Source organism: Pseudomonas sp. MC6, from assembly GCF_054790575.1.
The window spans coordinates 2,060,500-2,076,881 of the sequence record NZ_CP186504.1; the positions used below are offsets into that span (position 1 = coordinate 2,060,500).

9 protein-coding genes are annotated in these 16,382 nt (G+C 60.1%); 1 reads left to right on the plus strand and 8 read right to left on the minus strand.

Features of this window, described 5'->3' with window-relative positions; genetic code table 11:
- Positions 1-260: 260 nt before the first annotated feature.
- A complete protein-coding gene (locus ACOYXE_RS09260; protein ID WP_460928835.1) occupies positions 261-2,120 on the plus strand; it encodes an ABC transporter ATP-binding protein in 1,860 nt (619 codons plus the stop codon).
- Between the two features lie 130 nt (positions 2,121-2,250).
- Here ACOYXE_RS09260 and ACOYXE_RS09265 read toward each other — a convergent pair whose 3' ends face one another.
- The 8 genes from ACOYXE_RS09265 to ACOYXE_RS09300 form a co-directional block, all read right to left on the minus strand.
- Complete coding sequence (locus tag ACOYXE_RS09265; RefSeq protein WP_460928837.1) at positions 2,251-4,641, minus strand: TonB-dependent siderophore receptor; 2,391 nt, start codon at positions 4,639-4,641, stop codon at positions 2,251-2,253.
- A 121-nt stretch (positions 4,642-4,762) separates the two neighbouring features.
- A complete protein-coding gene (locus ACOYXE_RS09270) occupies positions 4,763-5,743 on the minus strand; it encodes a FecR domain-containing protein (protein ID WP_460928839.1) in 981 nt (326 codons plus the stop codon).
- Positions 5,730-6,245: a sigma-70 family RNA polymerase sigma factor gene (locus ACOYXE_RS09275; protein ID WP_460928841.1), complete on the minus strand. Its 516-nt coding sequence runs from the start codon at positions 6,243-6,245 to the stop codon at positions 5,730-5,732. The genes ACOYXE_RS09270 and ACOYXE_RS09275 overlap by 14 nt, the downstream gene beginning before the upstream one ends.
- A 444-nt stretch (positions 6,246-6,689) precedes the next feature.
- Positions 6,690-7,103 (minus strand): PaaI family thioesterase, encoded by a 414-nt coding sequence (locus ACOYXE_RS09280; protein WP_460928843.1) that lies wholly within the window; start codon positions 7,101-7,103, stop codon positions 6,690-6,692.
- 125 nt (positions 7,104-7,228) lie between these two features.
- Complete coding sequence (gene gbdR, locus ACOYXE_RS09285) at positions 7,229-8,329, minus strand: choline metabolism transcriptional regulator GbdR (protein ID WP_460928845.1); 1,101 nt, start codon at positions 8,327-8,329, stop codon at positions 7,229-7,231.
- An 88-nt stretch (positions 8,330-8,417) separates the two neighbouring features.
- Entirely contained in the window at positions 8,418-9,818 is a 1,401-nt protein-coding gene (gene gabP / locus ACOYXE_RS09290) for a GABA permease (protein ID WP_460928847.1), read from the minus strand.
- Between the two features lie 281 nt (positions 9,819-10,099).
- A complete protein-coding gene (locus tag ACOYXE_RS09295) occupies positions 10,100-15,580 on the minus strand; it encodes a trifunctional serine/threonine-protein kinase/ATP-binding protein/sensor histidine kinase (protein ID WP_160057595.1) in 5,481 nt (1,826 codons plus the stop codon).
- A 71-nt stretch (positions 15,581-15,651) separates the two neighbouring features.
- Complete coding sequence (locus ACOYXE_RS09300; protein ID WP_405123937.1) at positions 15,652-16,329, minus strand: response regulator transcription factor; 678 nt, start codon at positions 16,327-16,329, stop codon at positions 15,652-15,654.
- Positions 16,330-16,382: the final 53 nt, after the last annotated feature.

Sequence of the window (16,382 nt, forward strand, 5' to 3'; positions counted from 1 at the left end):
CAAACATCAAAAAGAAATTAAACATTTCCTTTGCCCATCGACTCCCAACATGAAACCGGATTTGTTCGCTGCATCGTGCGCTGCTCAAGTCGTTTGAGCAGACAGCTTAGCTGATCGGCATGCCCCCGAAATCCGTGGTGTGCTGCACCGCAGTGATCCCTGGCAATGACACTTGGTGGGGACAAGTCAGTGACATGCAAACCCTCAAGTCCGTCATTCAATGGCAGAATCCCCTAACCCTGATGATTTCGGAGACCACAATGCTGCGCGTGTTTGAACAACGGCTCGACCCATTCCCTCCCGACGAAGCACCACCTCCGCCCGTCGGCCTGATGCGGTTCCTGTGGGCCTGCACGCGCGGCGCACGCGGTTATATCCTCGCGCTGGCGCTGCTCAGTGCCGGTGTTTCAATCTACGAAGCCTGGCTGTTTTCCTTTCTCGGCCAGGTCGTCGATCTGCTCTCGACGTGGCAGGCCGGCGGCGGTGTCAACGCGCAGGAAAGTCGCGTGCTGTGGGGCATCGGCATTGTGTTGTTTATCAGCATCGGGCTGGTGGCGCTGCGCACCATGGTTCAGCACCAGATCCTGGCGATCAATTTACCGTTGCGGCTGCGCTGGGACTTCCATCGACTGATGCTGCGGCAAAGCCTTTCGTTCTTCTCCGATGAGTTCTCCGGGCGGGTCACGACCAAGGTCATGCAGACCGCGCTGGCCGTGCGCGAAGTCTTGTTCACGCTGATCGAAATCGCACCGGGCATTGGCGTTTACTTCATTGCGATCATCGCCCTGGCTGGCGGCTTCGCCCTGAAACTCATGCTGCCGTTCATTGCCTGGCTCGCATTATTCGGGCTGGCCATGGTTTATTTTGTGCCGCGCTTGGGGAAGGTCGGCCAGGAACAGGCCGATGCTCGATCATCGATGACCGGGCGCATTGCCGACGCCTACACCAACATCACCACGGTGAAACTGTTCTCGCACTCCAAGCGTGAAGCGCACTTCGCACGCGCCGCCATGGAGGATTTCAAGCTCACTGGTTTTCGCCAGATGCGTCTGGTCAGCCAGTTCGAAATCGTCAACCAGGCACTGGTGGTCGGGCTGATTATCGGTGCCGGCGGCTATGCCCTGTGGCTGTGGCATCTTGGCCAGGTCGGCACCGGCGCGGTGGCGGCGATCACCGCCATGGCGTTGCGCATCAACGGCATGTCGCACTGGATCATGTGGCAGATGACGTCGCTGTTCGAAAACATCGGCACCGTGCAGGACGGCATGGCCACCCTCACCCGTGGTCCCAAAGTGCAGGACGCGCCGAACGCCACTGTGTTGGTGCCGGCTGGCGGCGCGGTGTCTTTTGACAAGGTGAATTTCAACTACAACGGCGAACGCCAGGTCCTCGACAACTTGAGCCTGCACATTCGCCCCGGCGAAAAGATCGGTCTGGTCGGCCGTTCCGGCGCGGGCAAATCGACTTTGATCAATCTGCTACTGCGCTTTTACGATGTCGACAGCGGTGAGATCCGTATCGACGGGCAAAACATCGCACACGTGACGCAAGACAGTCTGCGCAGCGCGATCGGCATGGTCACTCAGGACACGTCCCTGCTGCACCGTTCGATTCGCGACAACATCGCCTACGGCCGCCCGGATGCCACCGACGAAGACATCCGCCGCGCCGCCGCCAACGCACAGGCCGACGGTTTCATCAGCCAACTCAGCGACAAACAAGGTCACAGCGGCTACGACACGCTGGTCGGCGAACGCGGCATCAAGCTCTCCGGCGGTCAGCGTCAACGCATTGCCATTGCGCGTGTGATGCTGAAGAACGCGCCGATCCTGCTGCTCGACGAAGCCACCAGTGCGCTGGACTCCGAAGTCGAAGTGGCCATTCAGGAAAGCCTCGATGAAATGATGCAGGGTAAAACCGTGATCGCCATTGCTCATCGGTTGTCGACGATTGCGGCGATGGATCGACTGATTGTCATGGATGAGGGGCGGATCATCGAACAGGGAACGCACTCGGAACTGCTGAGCAAAAACGGCATTTATGCACGGCTCTGGCAGCATCAGAGTGGTGGGTTTCTGGGTGAGGATCAGGGCGTGGCGGCGGCGATGGATCAGGCTTGAGGGTGTGGGGCTGGTTGGGAATGAAAATCGAATACCCTTGCTTTTCATCTCACAGATGTTGGCCAGGTTGACGGTGCCCGCAGTAAAGCGGGCACCGCTTCCTATCTGGGAAAAAGGTCTACACGTCTGCTTACCACTTGTAACTCACTTTGGCGGTAATCTCGCGACCCGGGTTGTAGAAGTTGGCGGTGCCGGAACCGACCACGTGCTGCTCATCCAGCAGGTTGCTGAGGTTCACCGCAAGGTCGGTGCCCTTGGCGATCTTGTAGTTGAACGCGGCGTCGAACAGCGTGGTGCCATCGCTTTTGCCGGAGTTGGCGGCATCGAAGTAGTAAGAGCCGACGTAGCGCGCACCCAAGCCAACGCTGACATCAGTGGCAGGCACGTCGTAATAACTCCAAAGCGAAGCTGAGTGCTTGGGTGCGGTGGCGAATTCATTACCCTTCAGGGAGCTGCCGTCGTACAACGAACCGCGCTGTACCTCGGACTCCATATAGGAGTAACCACCGATCAGGCTGAGGTTCTGCGTCACCTGCGCCTTGGCCTCCAGGTCGAGGCCACGCGCCCGCGACTCGCCCACTGTCTGTTGCTCAATAATGCCGCTCGGCAGCACCACGGCGATGGTGACGTTTTCCTGGGTCAGGTCATAAACGGCTGCGGAGAACAGTGCGTCCATCCCCATCGGCGCATACTTCACGCCTATCTCGTACTGCCTGCCCGTCTGCGGTGTGACGCCAACCTGCGGCGGCGAGACGGATTCGACCATGCTCACATAGGTGGACACTTCATCGTTGACGATATAGGTCAACGCACCTCGGTAGGAGGTTTCGGAGAAGGTGTCTTTCTCCGTGGACTCCAGACCTTTGCTGGTCAGGTCCATCGAGTCGTTGCGCACACCGCCGGTGACGATGAAACGCTCGTAGAACGACAGGTTTTGCTGCAGGAATACGGCCTTGGTGGTCGCGTCTCGCTTGTTCACGGCATACGGCGCGATTGAGCGTGAAACGCCAGTAAACACGGGGTTGGCAATGTCAATCGAGGTCGTCGGAGCGTAGACCGAGCTTTCCTTGGTGGTCGAATCGAGGTACTCCACGCCCACCAGGCTGCTGCTGTCGATGTTCTCGAAGCGGGCATCGTATTGCAGCATCAGATTGCCGTTGAACTGGTCGGCTTCGGTGTCCGTTCCAAACTGATAGCGGTCAACGGTGGTACCGACCCGTGCAGCGCTGTCGCTCAGATATACGTAGCCAAAATCATCGGTCAACTTGCTGTAGCGCAGATTGCTGCGCAGTACGAAGCCGTTGTCGAAGTCATGGGTGACGTTGCCGCTGAGGCTGGTGCGCTCGACATCGTGAAAGTTGTAGCTGGGCTCGCCATAAAACTTGCTGCGGTCGTATTCCTTGTCCAGCGGATAGCCACCACTGTTTGGCGAACTTTCGGTTTTCAGGTAGTCCAGAATCATCGTCGCCGACGTGTAATCCGTCGGTGCCCAGGTGAGCCCCCCCATGAACAACTGGTTGTCGTCCTGAGAGTGGTCGTATTCGCGGTCGCTGTTTTGGCCTTTGGCAGTAAAGCGGCCAGCCAGGGTTTTCTCGTCGTTCAGCGCATCCCCGACATCGATGCCCGTCTCGACATGGTCAAACGAACCGTAGGTCACATAGCCTTGGCCAAACTGCTCGAAGCGCGGCTGTTTGGTCACGAAATTCACCGAGCCGCCCGGGTCCGCGGGGCCAAACAGCGTGGAGTTGGCGCCACGCAGAATTTCGATACGCTCGTAAGCGAATGGATCTTCGCGTACGCCGCGCATCGAACTCAGGGTCAAGCCGTCACGGTAAGTGGTGGCCTGGAAGCCGCGGATCTGGAAATAGTCGTTGCGGTCATCCGTCCCATAGAAGTCCGTGATCACGCCCGGCGTGTATTGCAGCGCCTCTTCCGTGGTACTGACGCTACGTTGTTCCATTTCCTTGTTGGTAACAACCGATACCGATGCCGGGGTATTGAGAATGCTGGTTGCCACCTTGCCGCCAACCCAGAGCTCCTTGGCGACCACCGAGTTGGCGTCGTCGTCGGCACTGACCCTGACCTTGGCATTGATGATGAGGGGTGCAAGGCGGTAGTCCTCGACGTCTGTTGCGTCGAGCTCCAGCGGGCCGGCGGTCTTTGCTTGAGGGACCAACAGGTAGGCGTTCGGGCCTTGCTGTTCGATCTGCAATTCGCTCCCCTGCAGCAACGATGACAGCGCTGCCGACGTATCGAGCGAACCATTCACACCCGCGGTGGTGCGGTTCGCAACACTCGACGCGTCGAAGGAAAGACTGATGCCAGCCTCGCGCGCAAAGCGATCAAGCGCCGGCGCCAGTGGGCCGGCAGCGATGTTCCACTGCTTGACTTGATTGCTGTGGTCAGCACCCGACGTTTGCGCCAGCGATGGCAATGCGTAGCTGCTGACGATCAAACCCAACATCGCACCTTGCAAGGCACGATTTAATGGATGGCGCTGTGAAACCGGGGACGAACTCATTTTCTCGCTCCAAGAAAGGATATCGGCAGACTGGCCTGTATTCCGGCCTTCCTTAGAAGTCGAACGAGAATGTGAAACCACCTCATTATTTTTCAGGCAGCGCAAAAAAGTTGTGATGGACTCAGGTGGCAGCGGTCACGGTCACCCAATAACGAGTCCGATAATCAATGTGCAAGTGCAGTGATTGCGCGATCAATGCCAGTACCTGATCGTTGTCGGCGAGCTGGAAAGTGCCGGAAACGCGAAGATCGGCAACCTCTTCGGCGCAGCGCAATACCCCGGGGCGATAACGCGACAACTCCACGATGAAATCATTGAGGCGCATATTGCGCGCACTGATCACCCCGTCCGCCCAGCTCCATAGATCAAGGCCGTTGTCCCTGAACATTCGGGCGCCACTTGATGTGAACAGCAACTGATTGCCTGCCTGGACGCTGCGGCTCGCAGGCGTTTGACTGGAGCCGGGGAAAACCGTGACTGACCCTTCCTGAGCCGCGACCAGCGTGCCATCGTCACGTTCACGTGCCAGAAAGCGCGAACTCTGAGCGCGCATGATCCCGTCACGTGATTGCACCCAGAACGGTCGCGTTTGAGGTGAGTGTTGATCCGCACCGACATTCACGATGATTTCACCCCGTCGCAGGATGATCAGGCGTCGCTGGGAGTCGAAATCGCTGTCGACGGCGCTATCGCTATTGAGCTGGATAAGGCTGCCGTCATCGAGCTGGAAGCGTCGTTGCTCGCCGGTACTGCTGCGTTGTTGCGCAAGCATGGCGGGAACGGGTGTGTAGTCGCGGCCGAGCCAGGCTGCCGTGCCGACAGTCGCCAATATGCCCAGTAGCTTCAGGCTTTCCCGCCGGCGCATGCCTTGATTGCTGCCATTGAGGGTTTGTCGGGCCAGTTGGGCTGGCACGCCTGCGAGTTCATCCCCAAGCGTTTCCATGCGCTGCCACGCCAACACATGCTCGGGGCGCTGCTGCAGCCAGTGCTCAAAAGCGCGCTGTGTTTGTTCATCGGCTTGATTGAAGCGAAGGCGCACCAGCCATTGGATCGCCTGCTCAACAATGGCCGGATCCAGCGCCTGCGACTCACGCCTCGACATAACGCAAGCGATAGCAGTGTTGCAGGGCCGTGGCCAGGTCGCGTTCCACCGTCGCGCGGGAAACACCGAGCTTTTCGGCGATTTGCGCGCACGTCAGACCGTCGAGTCGGGCAAATAAAAACGCCTGGCGAACTCTCGGTTTAAGCAGACCGAGCATGCGGTCTATGCGCTCGAGCGCATCAAGAATCAGCAGCCGGCTTTCTTCCGAGGGAACCTCGTGTTGAGGCAGCAACGTGACGCTTTCCAGGTAGGCGCGTTCGAGTTCGCGACGACGATACTGATCGATCATCAATCCGCGGGCGATGCTGCTCAAGTAGGCGCGTGGCTCGCGCAAGGGGCTGGACTGACGGGATTTGAGCAGACGTACGAAGGTATCCTGCGCCAAATCTGCTGCGTTATCGCGACATCCAATGCGTCGGATCAGCCAGCCGTGTAACCACGAGTGGTGGGTGCGATAGAGCAGCCCTAGATCTGCAGTACCTAGCGTTTCGTCGCTGCGCATCGGAATTCCGGAAAGTACACAATTGATAATTAATCGCATTCTACTCACGCGACAGGGCCTTAGGCAAATACGCGGCACTCAGCGTTCGCATTTGTACGGATGGCGTCATTCTGTGGGGCTTCGAGTGAAAGAATGCATTTAGCGTCAGAAGAGTTTCAAAGTGCTTTCATTCCGCCAGCGAAATGGTGTTGGTCAGTGCGAGGATGGCAGGCAGGATCATGAGTACTCAGTGATGGTCATCGCCGAAGCAGCGTCGGTCGGAGTTTCGGAGTGCACGCCGTTGCGCTGGAAAAACATCGACAACTGAGTGACTGGATTTGGCCGATAGCAATCGTTCGTGAGCGGATATCGGCCAGAAGCAATCATCCGAGACATGGAAATATTTACCCACTATTCCCCAAGACGCAGTCTATCGATGGCCCAGCTCTTGATGGACACACATTTTCAACTCACCGGCACCGCAAACACCGCACTGGCCCGTGCAACGTTTCTCTCGCCGACATGCAAGCTGACAGCAGCAAACGCCAGTTGCCGGCCTTTTTTCGAGTACTCCAAACGCACTTCCAGCCACTCGTTCATTTTTACGGCGCCGAGATAATCCAGAGTCATGCTCGCCGTGATCAATGGCTGCGGAGGGTCGCTGGAAAAGGCCATGGCGTAGCCCATGCCGACATCGGCCAACGTCGCCAAGACACCGCCATGCAAGGTGCCACGGCCATTGGCATGGCGTGAGTCAGTCAATAAGCCCAGCTCCAATTGCAGCCCGCTACCCCTCGCGTAGATCGGGCCAAGCAAATCCAGCAACGGACTGCTGCGGGTAAACGGGGCGAAACCTTCGGGAATTGCGGTGACGTCCATGATCCCTCCTCGTGCCGGTGACTCACCGGCTTCATTGACCTGAACAGGAGGGTTTATGGGCAATCACCTGATGGAGCAAGAACTATACGGATGCGGAATCTGCAGTGATAACCCGTCCCGAGCGATCAGCCCGTCGACGCCAGATCCGTGCGCTCCATCATCCGAACACTGGCAAACGTCGATTCATTACGTGCCTGATCAAGCGTCGTCAGCGGCTTGAGCATTGACGGCGGCATTACCGGTTTACGACTCATCTCGGAACCTGAGCGCTCGTCACTCGGTGGCACGCCAAAGTGCTCGCGATAGCATTTGGAAAAATGCGGCGTTGAGACGAACCCACACACATACGCCAGCTCAACGATCGACAAAGACGTCTGCTTGAGCAGTTGTCGTGCGCGAATCAGCCGCAACTTCAAGTAGTAGCGCGACGGCGTGCATTGCAGGTATTTCTGAAATAGCCGCTCCAACTGTCGCCGTGACAGATCGACGTATTCGGCGAGGTTATCGAGATCGATCGGTTCCTCAAGATTGGCCTCCATCAACGCCACCACTTCCTGCAGCTTGGGCTGATGCGTACCGACCACATGCTTGAGCGGCACGCGCTGATGATCCTGCTCGTTGCGGATGCGCTCGTAGACGAACATCTCGGAAATGGCAGCGGACAGTTCACGGCCATGATCGCGGGCAATCAAGTGCAACATCATGTCCAGCGGCGCAGTCCCGCCGGAGCTGGTGAAGCGGTTGCGGTCGAGGGTAAACAGGCTGGTGCTGACGCTGACGCGCGGGAAAGCTTCCTGCATGGCCGCCAGAAATTCCCAATGCACGCTGCATTCGTAGCCATCGAGCAGCCCGGCTTTGGCCAGCGCCCAGCTACCCGTGCACACCCCGCCCAAGCGTTTCGATTGCCGCGCCAGCGCCTGCAGCCAGGTTGTGTGTTCGCGGGTTATCACGCTCTGGATGCCAACGCCACCGCAGACGATGACGGTGTCCGCCACGGTGGGATTGCTCCACGCCCCATCCGGGGTAATCGGCACGCCGTCGCTGGCCCAGACCTGCGCGCCACCGGGACTGTAGGTATGCCAGCGATACAGCGTCCGGCCCGTCAATTGATTGGCCATGCGCAAGGGCTCGACGGCGGACGCCAGCGACATGAGGGTGAACTTGTCCAGCAGCAGAAAACCCACGCATTGCGTTGTCGCGTCGGCCACGGAGGGGGTCGATGACATCATGTCCTCGTAAGAGTCGGTCTGAGACACAGGCGTCTGTCATGCCCCTCGGCATTCGCGAAGGGCGTATCAGGATCGGCGCAAACGCCTACCCCACCGACGTGACCCTCGCCGCCGGCGCAGGGTGACGCGACGTCACCAAGCCGATAAAGGAAATCGCCAGTGCCAGTCCGATGGTTGTAGTGACCTCGGTGCGGTGTTGCGGGGTGATCATCATCACCGCCAGCGCGGCGCAGATGAACACGATCACCAGCCACGTCAGCCACGGAAACAGCCACATGCGAAAGGTCAACTCGACGTTGCGCTGTTGCAAAATCCGCCGCATGCGCAACTGCGAAACCGCGATCGCCAAGTACACCAGCAAGGCAATCGCGCCGGAGCTGGCCAGCAGGAATTGAAACAGCCCGGCGGGCATGAAGTAGCTCCACACCGTGATCAACGCCCCCAGCACGGTGCTGGCGATAACGGCCGCGCGGGGCACGCCTGCCGATGAAGTCGCCTTGAGGATTTTCGGCGCATCGCCACGACGGCCCAGCGAGTAAAGCATGCGCGAGGCAATGTAGATCGAGGAGTTCATGCAACTGGCCACGGCGATCAGCACGACGACGTCGACCATGAACTTGGCGTGGGGAATGTTCATGATTTCCAGGGCACGCTGATAAGAGCCGACCGAGGCCAGCAACGGATCATTCCAGGGCACCACGGAGATCACGACGAAGATCGACAGCAGGTAAAACACGCCGATACGCCAGATCACCGAGCGCGTGGCCTTGGCAATGTTTCGCGACGGGTCGTTGGATTCGGCAGCGGCGATGGTCACCGCTTCGGTACCGATGAAACTGAACATGATAGTGATGAAAGCGCCGACCACCGCCGACAGACCGTTGGGCGCAAATCCGCCGTGGTCGGCCATCAACCCGCTCAACCCGCTGACTTCCCTGTCGGGAATCCAGCCCATCAACACGGCAAAACCGACACCGATAAAACCGATGATCGCCACAACCTTGGCCATGGCGAACCAGAATTCGAATTCACCGTACTTGGACACGCTGAAAAGGTTGGTCACCACCAGCGCAATGATCGAGCCCAAGGCGAACAACCAGGCATCGACCTGAGGAAACCACTGGTTCAAAACATGGCCGGCCGCCAACGCTTCGATGGGAATCACCAACACCCAGAACCACCAGTAGAGCCAACCGATGGTGAAGCCCGCCCAACGACCGATCGCCTGATCGGCATAAGTCGAGAACGAGCCGGTGTCCGGGTTAGCCACCGCCATTTCGCCGAGCATGCGCATGACCAGCACGACGAGCAGACCCGAGAACAGATAAGCCAGCAGAACCGCCGGCCCCGCTGCGGCAATGGCATGCCCTGAGCCTACGAACAAACCGGCACCGATAATCCCGGCGATGGATAGCATGGTGACGTGACGAGGCTTGAAGCCCTGCGCCAATTGGCTACTCGAATCCATGGAGTTAGGGCTGATCATTGGTTTTTTATTCTCTGCTGATCGACATTTAAGCGAGTTGCTGTGAGCAAACGATCATCATCGTTGCCTGTAAAACTCCCCGAAAGAAGCCCCCTCAACCGCCGCAGTTCTTATCAACCCCATGATCTGCATGGGGTTATCTTGACTTAAAGACACCTCACCTTACCCGGCCTGCCCGGTGAGTCAGTAGACTGATTGCGCCATGATCGTGTCTGATATCGACATTCGAGAACTACGTGTTCACGATGAAAACCAAGTGGTCACCGTGCGCACATTGCAACCTATGTTCGCTGCAATGCCTCATGACTCGGCAACGCAAACACAACCCGCGCCCCACAAGGCGCATTCGCCTCCGCCCACAAGCGTCCGCCATGCGCCTCAATGATCGTGCGACAGATCGACAGCCCCATCCCCAGCCCGGTGGCTTTGGTGGTGTAGAACGCGGTGAAGACTTCTTCCGCGCGCTCACAGGCAAACCCCGGCCCGGAGTCACTGACCGTGATCCGCACGTCTTCGCCGACGTAATCACTGGTGATGGACAGCCGGCGCTCGCCCTCCTCCCTCACAGCCATCGCCTCCAGGGCGTTGACGATCAGATTGAGCAGGACCTGTTGCAACTCGACCCGGTCCGCCAATACCGCCGGCAAGTCGCTGGCCAGTTGCACGGACACCACAGCCCCGTATCGAGTCGCCTCACCACGGGTAAACCCGACCATTTCGTCCACCACCGCATTGAGGTCCAGCGCTTGCCGTTGCGGCGGCGTCTTGCGGATCAATGCGCGGATTCGGCCGAGTACGTCGGCCGCGCGGTTGCCATCGCTGATGATGCACCTGAGGCCCTGCTCGACTTCATCGGTGTTCGGCGGTTGTGCGCCGAGCCAGCGCAGCGCGGCGTTGGCATTGGTAACGGTGGCGGCGATCGGCTGGTTGACTTCGTGAGCGATGGACGCCGCAAGCTGGCCCATGGTCGCCACGCGGTTGGCGTGGGCCAGTTCCGCTTGCACCTGACGATAGCGGCGTTCGCCTTCGCGCACTTGTTCTTCCGCTTGTTTGCGCTCGCTCAGGTCGAGGACGAACGCCACGCCCTGTTGCTGACTGGCTTCAAACGCGGCCAGACCGACGATCACCGGCAGGCAACTGCCGTCCTTGCGGATGTATTCCTTTTCGAACGGCTGAGTGCGCCCGGTGCGGATCGCCGTCGCCAGCGCCGCTTCGCTTTCGGCGCGCCGAGCCGGCGGGGTCATGTCGCGCCAATGCACGTTTCCCGAGAGCAGATCATCGCGCTGGTAGCCGACCATGCGCAGGAACGCGTCGTTGGCCTCGATGATTTCCCCTTCGACACTCCAGACGATGATGCCGATGATGTTGGCATCGACCAGCCGGCGAATCTTCGCTTCACGCTCGGCGACGTCGCGATACAGCCGCGCGTTGTCCAGCGAGATGGCAGCTTGTGAAGCGACCAGCCGCAGAATGGCAATACGCGCTGGGCTGAACACCCCCGCCGACAGATTGTTCTCCAGGTACAACGCCCCGGCGACCCGGCCCTGATTCATCAACGGCAGGCACAGGATCGAGCGGGCGCCGTGCTGGTGCATATAGGGGTCAGCGGCGAATGCCGGATCGGCGACGGCATCGTCCAGACACAGATTTTCGCCGGTGCGCAAGGTCTGGTAGAGCACCGACTCCGCCAAAGCCATCGCATTGACCGGTTCATTGCAAAGTAATGTGCTGCTGTCGCCAATGCGGGTGCGCGCGGCGATATACGGCGTCTCGCCTTCGGCAAGAATCAGCACACCCTGCTCGGCGCCGGCCTGTTCGATGGCGGTGCGCATGATCGTTTCGATCAGCCGGTCGAGAACAATTTCGCCAGACACGGCTTGGGAAACCTTGAGCACCGTGGCCAGATCCAGATGCTCGACGGCAGTGGTGATGGTCGCAGTCGGGCTGGGCAGCGCGTCTTCCTGGCGCAGAAAACGGTGCCGTCGCTCCAGTTGTCGCACCTTGCCATCGGCGCCCCAACGCAAGTAACCGTAGCGCGCATCTTGCAGGTAGACACGGGCGATTTTCGCCAGACCGCGAGCACCGTAGAAACGCGCCGCCAGTTCGTTGGCCAAAGCCTCGATGTGAACGAAACCGTTATCCGCCGCCAATTGAATCGCCCGTTCGTACAGCAACTCTGCTTCGATCAGTTGCCCCGCAACCCGCGCGATTTCCGCGCCGACCAGTGCCACGTGACTGGCGAAGGTTTCGGCACACTGTTGCGCCCAGGTCTGCAGTTGATCGTGGTGTTCTGCCAAGCGTTGCAGTTGATGGCTATTGGCATCGCCGTGGGCGGCCAATGTCAGCGCGGCGTAGAAATGGTATTCGGCTTCCTCGAAAAACGAGGAGATCACCCACATCAATTCCCGCGCTTGAGCCGCGCAGTCAGCGGCCGCCGCGTAATCCCCGGCCAGATAGCGCGCCTGCAACTTGCGCACCCAATACTTGCCCCGAGCCAGCGCCAGATCAGGCGCGGCGAGGTTCGCCTCGAAACGCGCTTCATCGAACTGTTCATCGTTGAAACTACCGAACTGCGCAGTCTGCCCGCGCAACATGCGGATCAGTGCCCGCTGGCAACTCATGAAGCTGATCACCAGCCCGAAGCGGATTTTCTGCGCATAAGCCAGCCCCGCCTCAGCTTGAACCTGCACTTCCGCCAGCGGTTCGCCAATAAACAGCAGGTCGGAAATCAGGCTGTTGCCGGCATAGGCTGCATAGGGCAAATCGCCGCTGCGGTTGCCGGCGCTGAGCGCGCGGCGCAGCAACTCACGGCACTCGCGCACCGGGCGCATCCAGCGCACCACGAAAATCGAGAAACACAGATACGTGCTCGCCTCGTAGCGTGTCAGGCCACGGCGGTCGACCAGATCGCAGCCCAAACGGCCAAAGCGGTAACCGCTGGTGTAGTCACCGAAGCGCCGCCCGGCGACCCGCACAACGTTGGCGTAGAGCATGCAGGAGGCGTCGCAATTGCCGTGCTCCAGACTCAGACTGACGGCTTTACAGATGGTCAGGCATGCGAGGTTCGCATCGGACTGCAACGCCGGGGCCAACAGTTTGCTCAACGCATCCAGCGTCACCAGTGAGGCCGGATCTTCCATCAGCGGCAGGTCGATCAATTGGTCGATGCTGCGCTCACCCAGTTGCGTCCAGATCTGCTGGTATTCCCGGCGCACTTGCTGATCGTCCGGATGCGCCGTCCAGTCGATGCCAACCTGACGCAGATAGGCCAGGCAGACTGCCACCGCGCGGTCGCTGCGATCGAGCAACAGGTAGACATCCATGTGCAAACACGTCACGGCCGCACGCTCCACGGTGGTTGCCGCGCGCTCGGCCAGACCCTGCAAACGGGCATCCGCCAGTGCCAATTGCCCGGTGAGAAATTCGCACTCGGCGCGGTTCAGCTCCAGGGCAAACGCCAACTCATGGCGGCTGTCGAAGCCTTGTGCGCCAAGCACTGTTGCACCCGCGCCCAGGTAGGTCAGCGCTGAGGTGTAAGCGGTCGAAGCCTTGGCGCGCTGACCGGCGAGCAGATTGAATTCGGCCAGTTGTTCACGCTCGGCCCGGGCGCTGATCAGGCTGGTGCCACGGTTGAGTTGGCCGACGATTTCAAAGATCGCCTCTTCGCGCCCCTCGCCCGGCGTTTGCAGCGCCAATAGCCGGCCGATGCGCAAATGCGTCTGCGCACGTTCGGCTTCGGCGATCAGCGAGTAAGCCGCCTCATGCACACGGTCGTGGGCAAACGCACAGGCGCCGTCCAGACGTTCAACCAGATCCTGGCGCACCGCCGGCCACAGCGCCGCGTGTACGCGCGCCGTGGACAGATCGAGCACGGTGGCCAGGGTGTCGATCCGCGCGACGTTGCCCAGGCACGCCAGTTGTTGCAGGGCCTGCCGGGTTTCCAGCGGCAAACGCGCAAGCTTGCCGACCATCAGATCGACAACGTTGTCGGTGTAGCCTTTGCCGTTGATCAGCTCAAGATCCCAGCGCCAACGATTGAGCTGATGGTCGTAAATCAGCAGTTCTTCCTCGGCGAGGGCTTGGAGGAACTGGATGACGAAAAACGGATTGCCGCCGGTCTTGTCCAGCACCAGTCGCGCCAACGTGACGATGCTCGCGGGTGGACAGCGCAACGATTCGGCGATCAGTTGTTCGATGTGCACACCCGCGAGCGGGGTCAGGCGAATCTCGGCGATGTGCGCGCCGGCACTACGAATGGCTTTGAGTTTGCTGCTGAGCGGGTGGTCGGCATCGACCTCGTTATTGCGGTAGGCGCCGACCAGCAGCAGGTGGCCAACCTCTGCGCGGGTCAGCAGCTCTTCGAGCAGATCCAGCGTCGCCGCATCCAGCCATTGCAGGTCATCAAGAAACAGCGCCAACGGGTGTTCCGGTCGGGCAAACACGCTGATAAAGCGCTGCAACACCCGCAGGAAACGCTGCTGCGCTTGTTGCGGTTCAAGCTCCGGCACCGCTGGCGGATCGCCGATGATCAGTTTCAGTTCGGGGATCAATTCGGTCATCAGCCGCGCGTTCGGCGACAGCGCCTGCAACAGCGCCGCGCGCCATTCAACGAGCACTTCGCGGCGCTTGCCCAGCAGCGTGCGCACCAGCCCTTGAAAGGCTTGAACCAGCGTCGCATAGGGAATATCGCGCTTGTACTGATCGAACTTGCCGGAGGCGAACAGCCCCCGCGACGGCACCAGCACTTTATGCAACTCGCTGACTACCGAGGATTTGCCAATGCCTGAGTAACCGGACACCAGCACCAGTTTCGGCGATTGGCTCTGCACCACGTGTGCGAACGCATCGATCAGCGTTTGCACTTCGCGCTCGCGCCCGTACAGTTTCTCCGGGATCAGCAGGCGATCGATCGCGCCCTGTTCGTTCAGGGTAAATGTCTCGATGTGCCGGGCGCGCTGCCAATCGTTCAGGCAACGACGCAGGTCATGCTCGACGCCGGCTGCGGTTTGATAGCGCTCTTCGGCGGTCTTGGCGAGCAACTTCATGACCACCCGCGAAAGCATCGCCGGCACGGTGGCCACCCGTTCGCACGCCGGCATCGGTAACCGCGCGATGTGGCAATGCACCCATTCCATCGGTTCATTGGCGCTGAATGGCAGTGAGCCGGTGAGCATCTGATAAAGGGTCACGCCAAAGGCATACAGATCACTGCGCGAATCGATCGAGCGGTTCATCCGCCCGGTTTGTTCCGGCGCCATGTACGCGAGGGTGCCGGCGATGGTTTCCGGTGGTTCCGGCGCCTGTCGTTCACGGGGCAGACGTGAGGCGAGGCCGAAGCCGGTCAGGCGTGTCTGGCCGTCGCTGCAATTGACCAGAATGTGTTGCGGCTTGAGGTCTTTGTGCACCAGCCCGCACTGGTGCAGGCGGCCCAGCGCCACGGCGATGTTGATGGCCAGCAGCAGGCCGGTTTCGGTGTCCAGCGGCGCGATCAATAAACGTGACAGCGGCTCGCCGCCGGGGTCGTCGAACAGCAGACGCGTGGTTGCGCCTGCGCGTTCAAGGGCTTGCGGTTGCAGCGCCCATTCACCGTTGAGATCGTCCTTGAGGTTGTATTCGTGCGCCAGTCGATCGAGGGTCGCAGGCAGCGGCTGAGCGAGGGTCGGGCGCATTACCAGAACATTGCGGCTGCCCTCCCCCTGGCCGCGTTCGCGGGTAAACACCCGCTCGCCGTCGTCCCACAAAATCTGTTTTTTGCTGGCCATCTGTGTCGACACCGTCAAAGGGTTTTCTGCCACGCGGTGGATGACCCGCGATTTTTAGCGAAGACCGCCGTTCAAGCGTTGCGCCGCGCCGGCTCGATGCCCAGGGCTTCGGCGATGCGCACCAGATCCGCCACCGAGCGTGCCGAAAGTTTCTTCATCATCTGGCCGCGATGAACTTTCACCGTCACTTCACTGAGGTTGAGTTGCGCGGCGATCTGTTTGTTCATCAGCCCGACAATGACAAAACTGAGCACCTCACGTTCGCGCACCGTCAATGTCTCGTAGGCCTGGCGCATAACCGCGCCAGACTGCTCGGCAAGCAACCGCGCACTGTCGCGGGCCAGCGCGCTGGCCACGGCGTCGAGCATGTCCTGATCGCGAAACGGCTTGGCGAGAAAGTCCACCGCGCCGGCCTTCATCGCCTTGACGGTCATGGCGATATCGCCGTGTCCGGTCATGAACACAATGGGAATGCGCACGCCGGTCTTTTCCATCTGCTCCTGTAAAGTCAGACCGCTTTCACCGCGCAGGCGCACATCGAGCACCAGGCAACCGGGCACGTCACGTTTGGCCGATGCGAGAAAATCCTGGGAGGTTTCGAAGGTCTGCACCTGCAGGCCGATGGAGCGCAGCAAACCGTCGAGGGCCTGGCGCATCGAGGCGTCGTCGTCGACCACATAAACCACTGGCTCGCGCAACGTCGGCGGGTTGGCGCTGGGGCTGGGGCTGGAATGCGACCACAGGGTCATGCTGTCTCCTCGGCGAGATCGCAACGCGTACGATGTGCAGGTGAATAAATCTA

What these genes read in the sequence shown, in the direction of transcription:
- ACOYXE_RS09260 (WP_460928835.1), top strand. Translation starts at nt 261, where the DNA reads ATGCTGCGCGTGTTTGAACAACGGCTCGACCCATTCCCTCCCGACGAA.
- gabP (WP_460928847.1), bottom strand. Translation starts at nt 9,818, where the DNA reads ATGATCAGCCCTAACTCCATGGATTCGAGTAGCCAATTGGCGCAGGGC.
- ACOYXE_RS09280 (WP_460928843.1), bottom strand. Translation starts at nt 7,103, where the DNA reads ATGGACGTCACCGCAATTCCCGAAGGTTTCGCCCCGTTTACCCGCAGC.
- ACOYXE_RS09295 (WP_160057595.1), bottom strand. Translation starts at nt 15,580, where the DNA reads ATGGCCAGCAAAAAACAGATTTTGTGGGACGACGGCGAGCGGGTGTTT.
- gbdR (WP_460928845.1), bottom strand. Translation starts at nt 8,329, where the DNA reads ATGTCATCGACCCCCTCCGTGGCCGACGCGACAACGCAATGCGTGGGT.
- ACOYXE_RS09270 (WP_460928839.1), bottom strand. Translation starts at nt 5,743, where the DNA reads ATGTCGAGGCGTGAGTCGCAGGCGCTGGATCCGGCCATTGTTGAGCAG.
- ACOYXE_RS09275 (WP_460928841.1), bottom strand. Translation starts at nt 6,245, where the DNA reads ATGCGCAGCGACGAAACGCTAGGTACTGCAGATCTAGGGCTGCTCTAT.
- ACOYXE_RS09300 (WP_405123937.1), bottom strand. Translation starts at nt 16,329, where the DNA reads ATGACCCTGTGGTCGCATTCCAGCCCCAGCCCCAGCGCCAACCCGCCG.
- ACOYXE_RS09265 (WP_460928837.1), bottom strand. Translation starts at nt 4,641, where the DNA reads ATGAGTTCGTCCCCGGTTTCACAGCGCCATCCATTAAATCGTGCCTTG.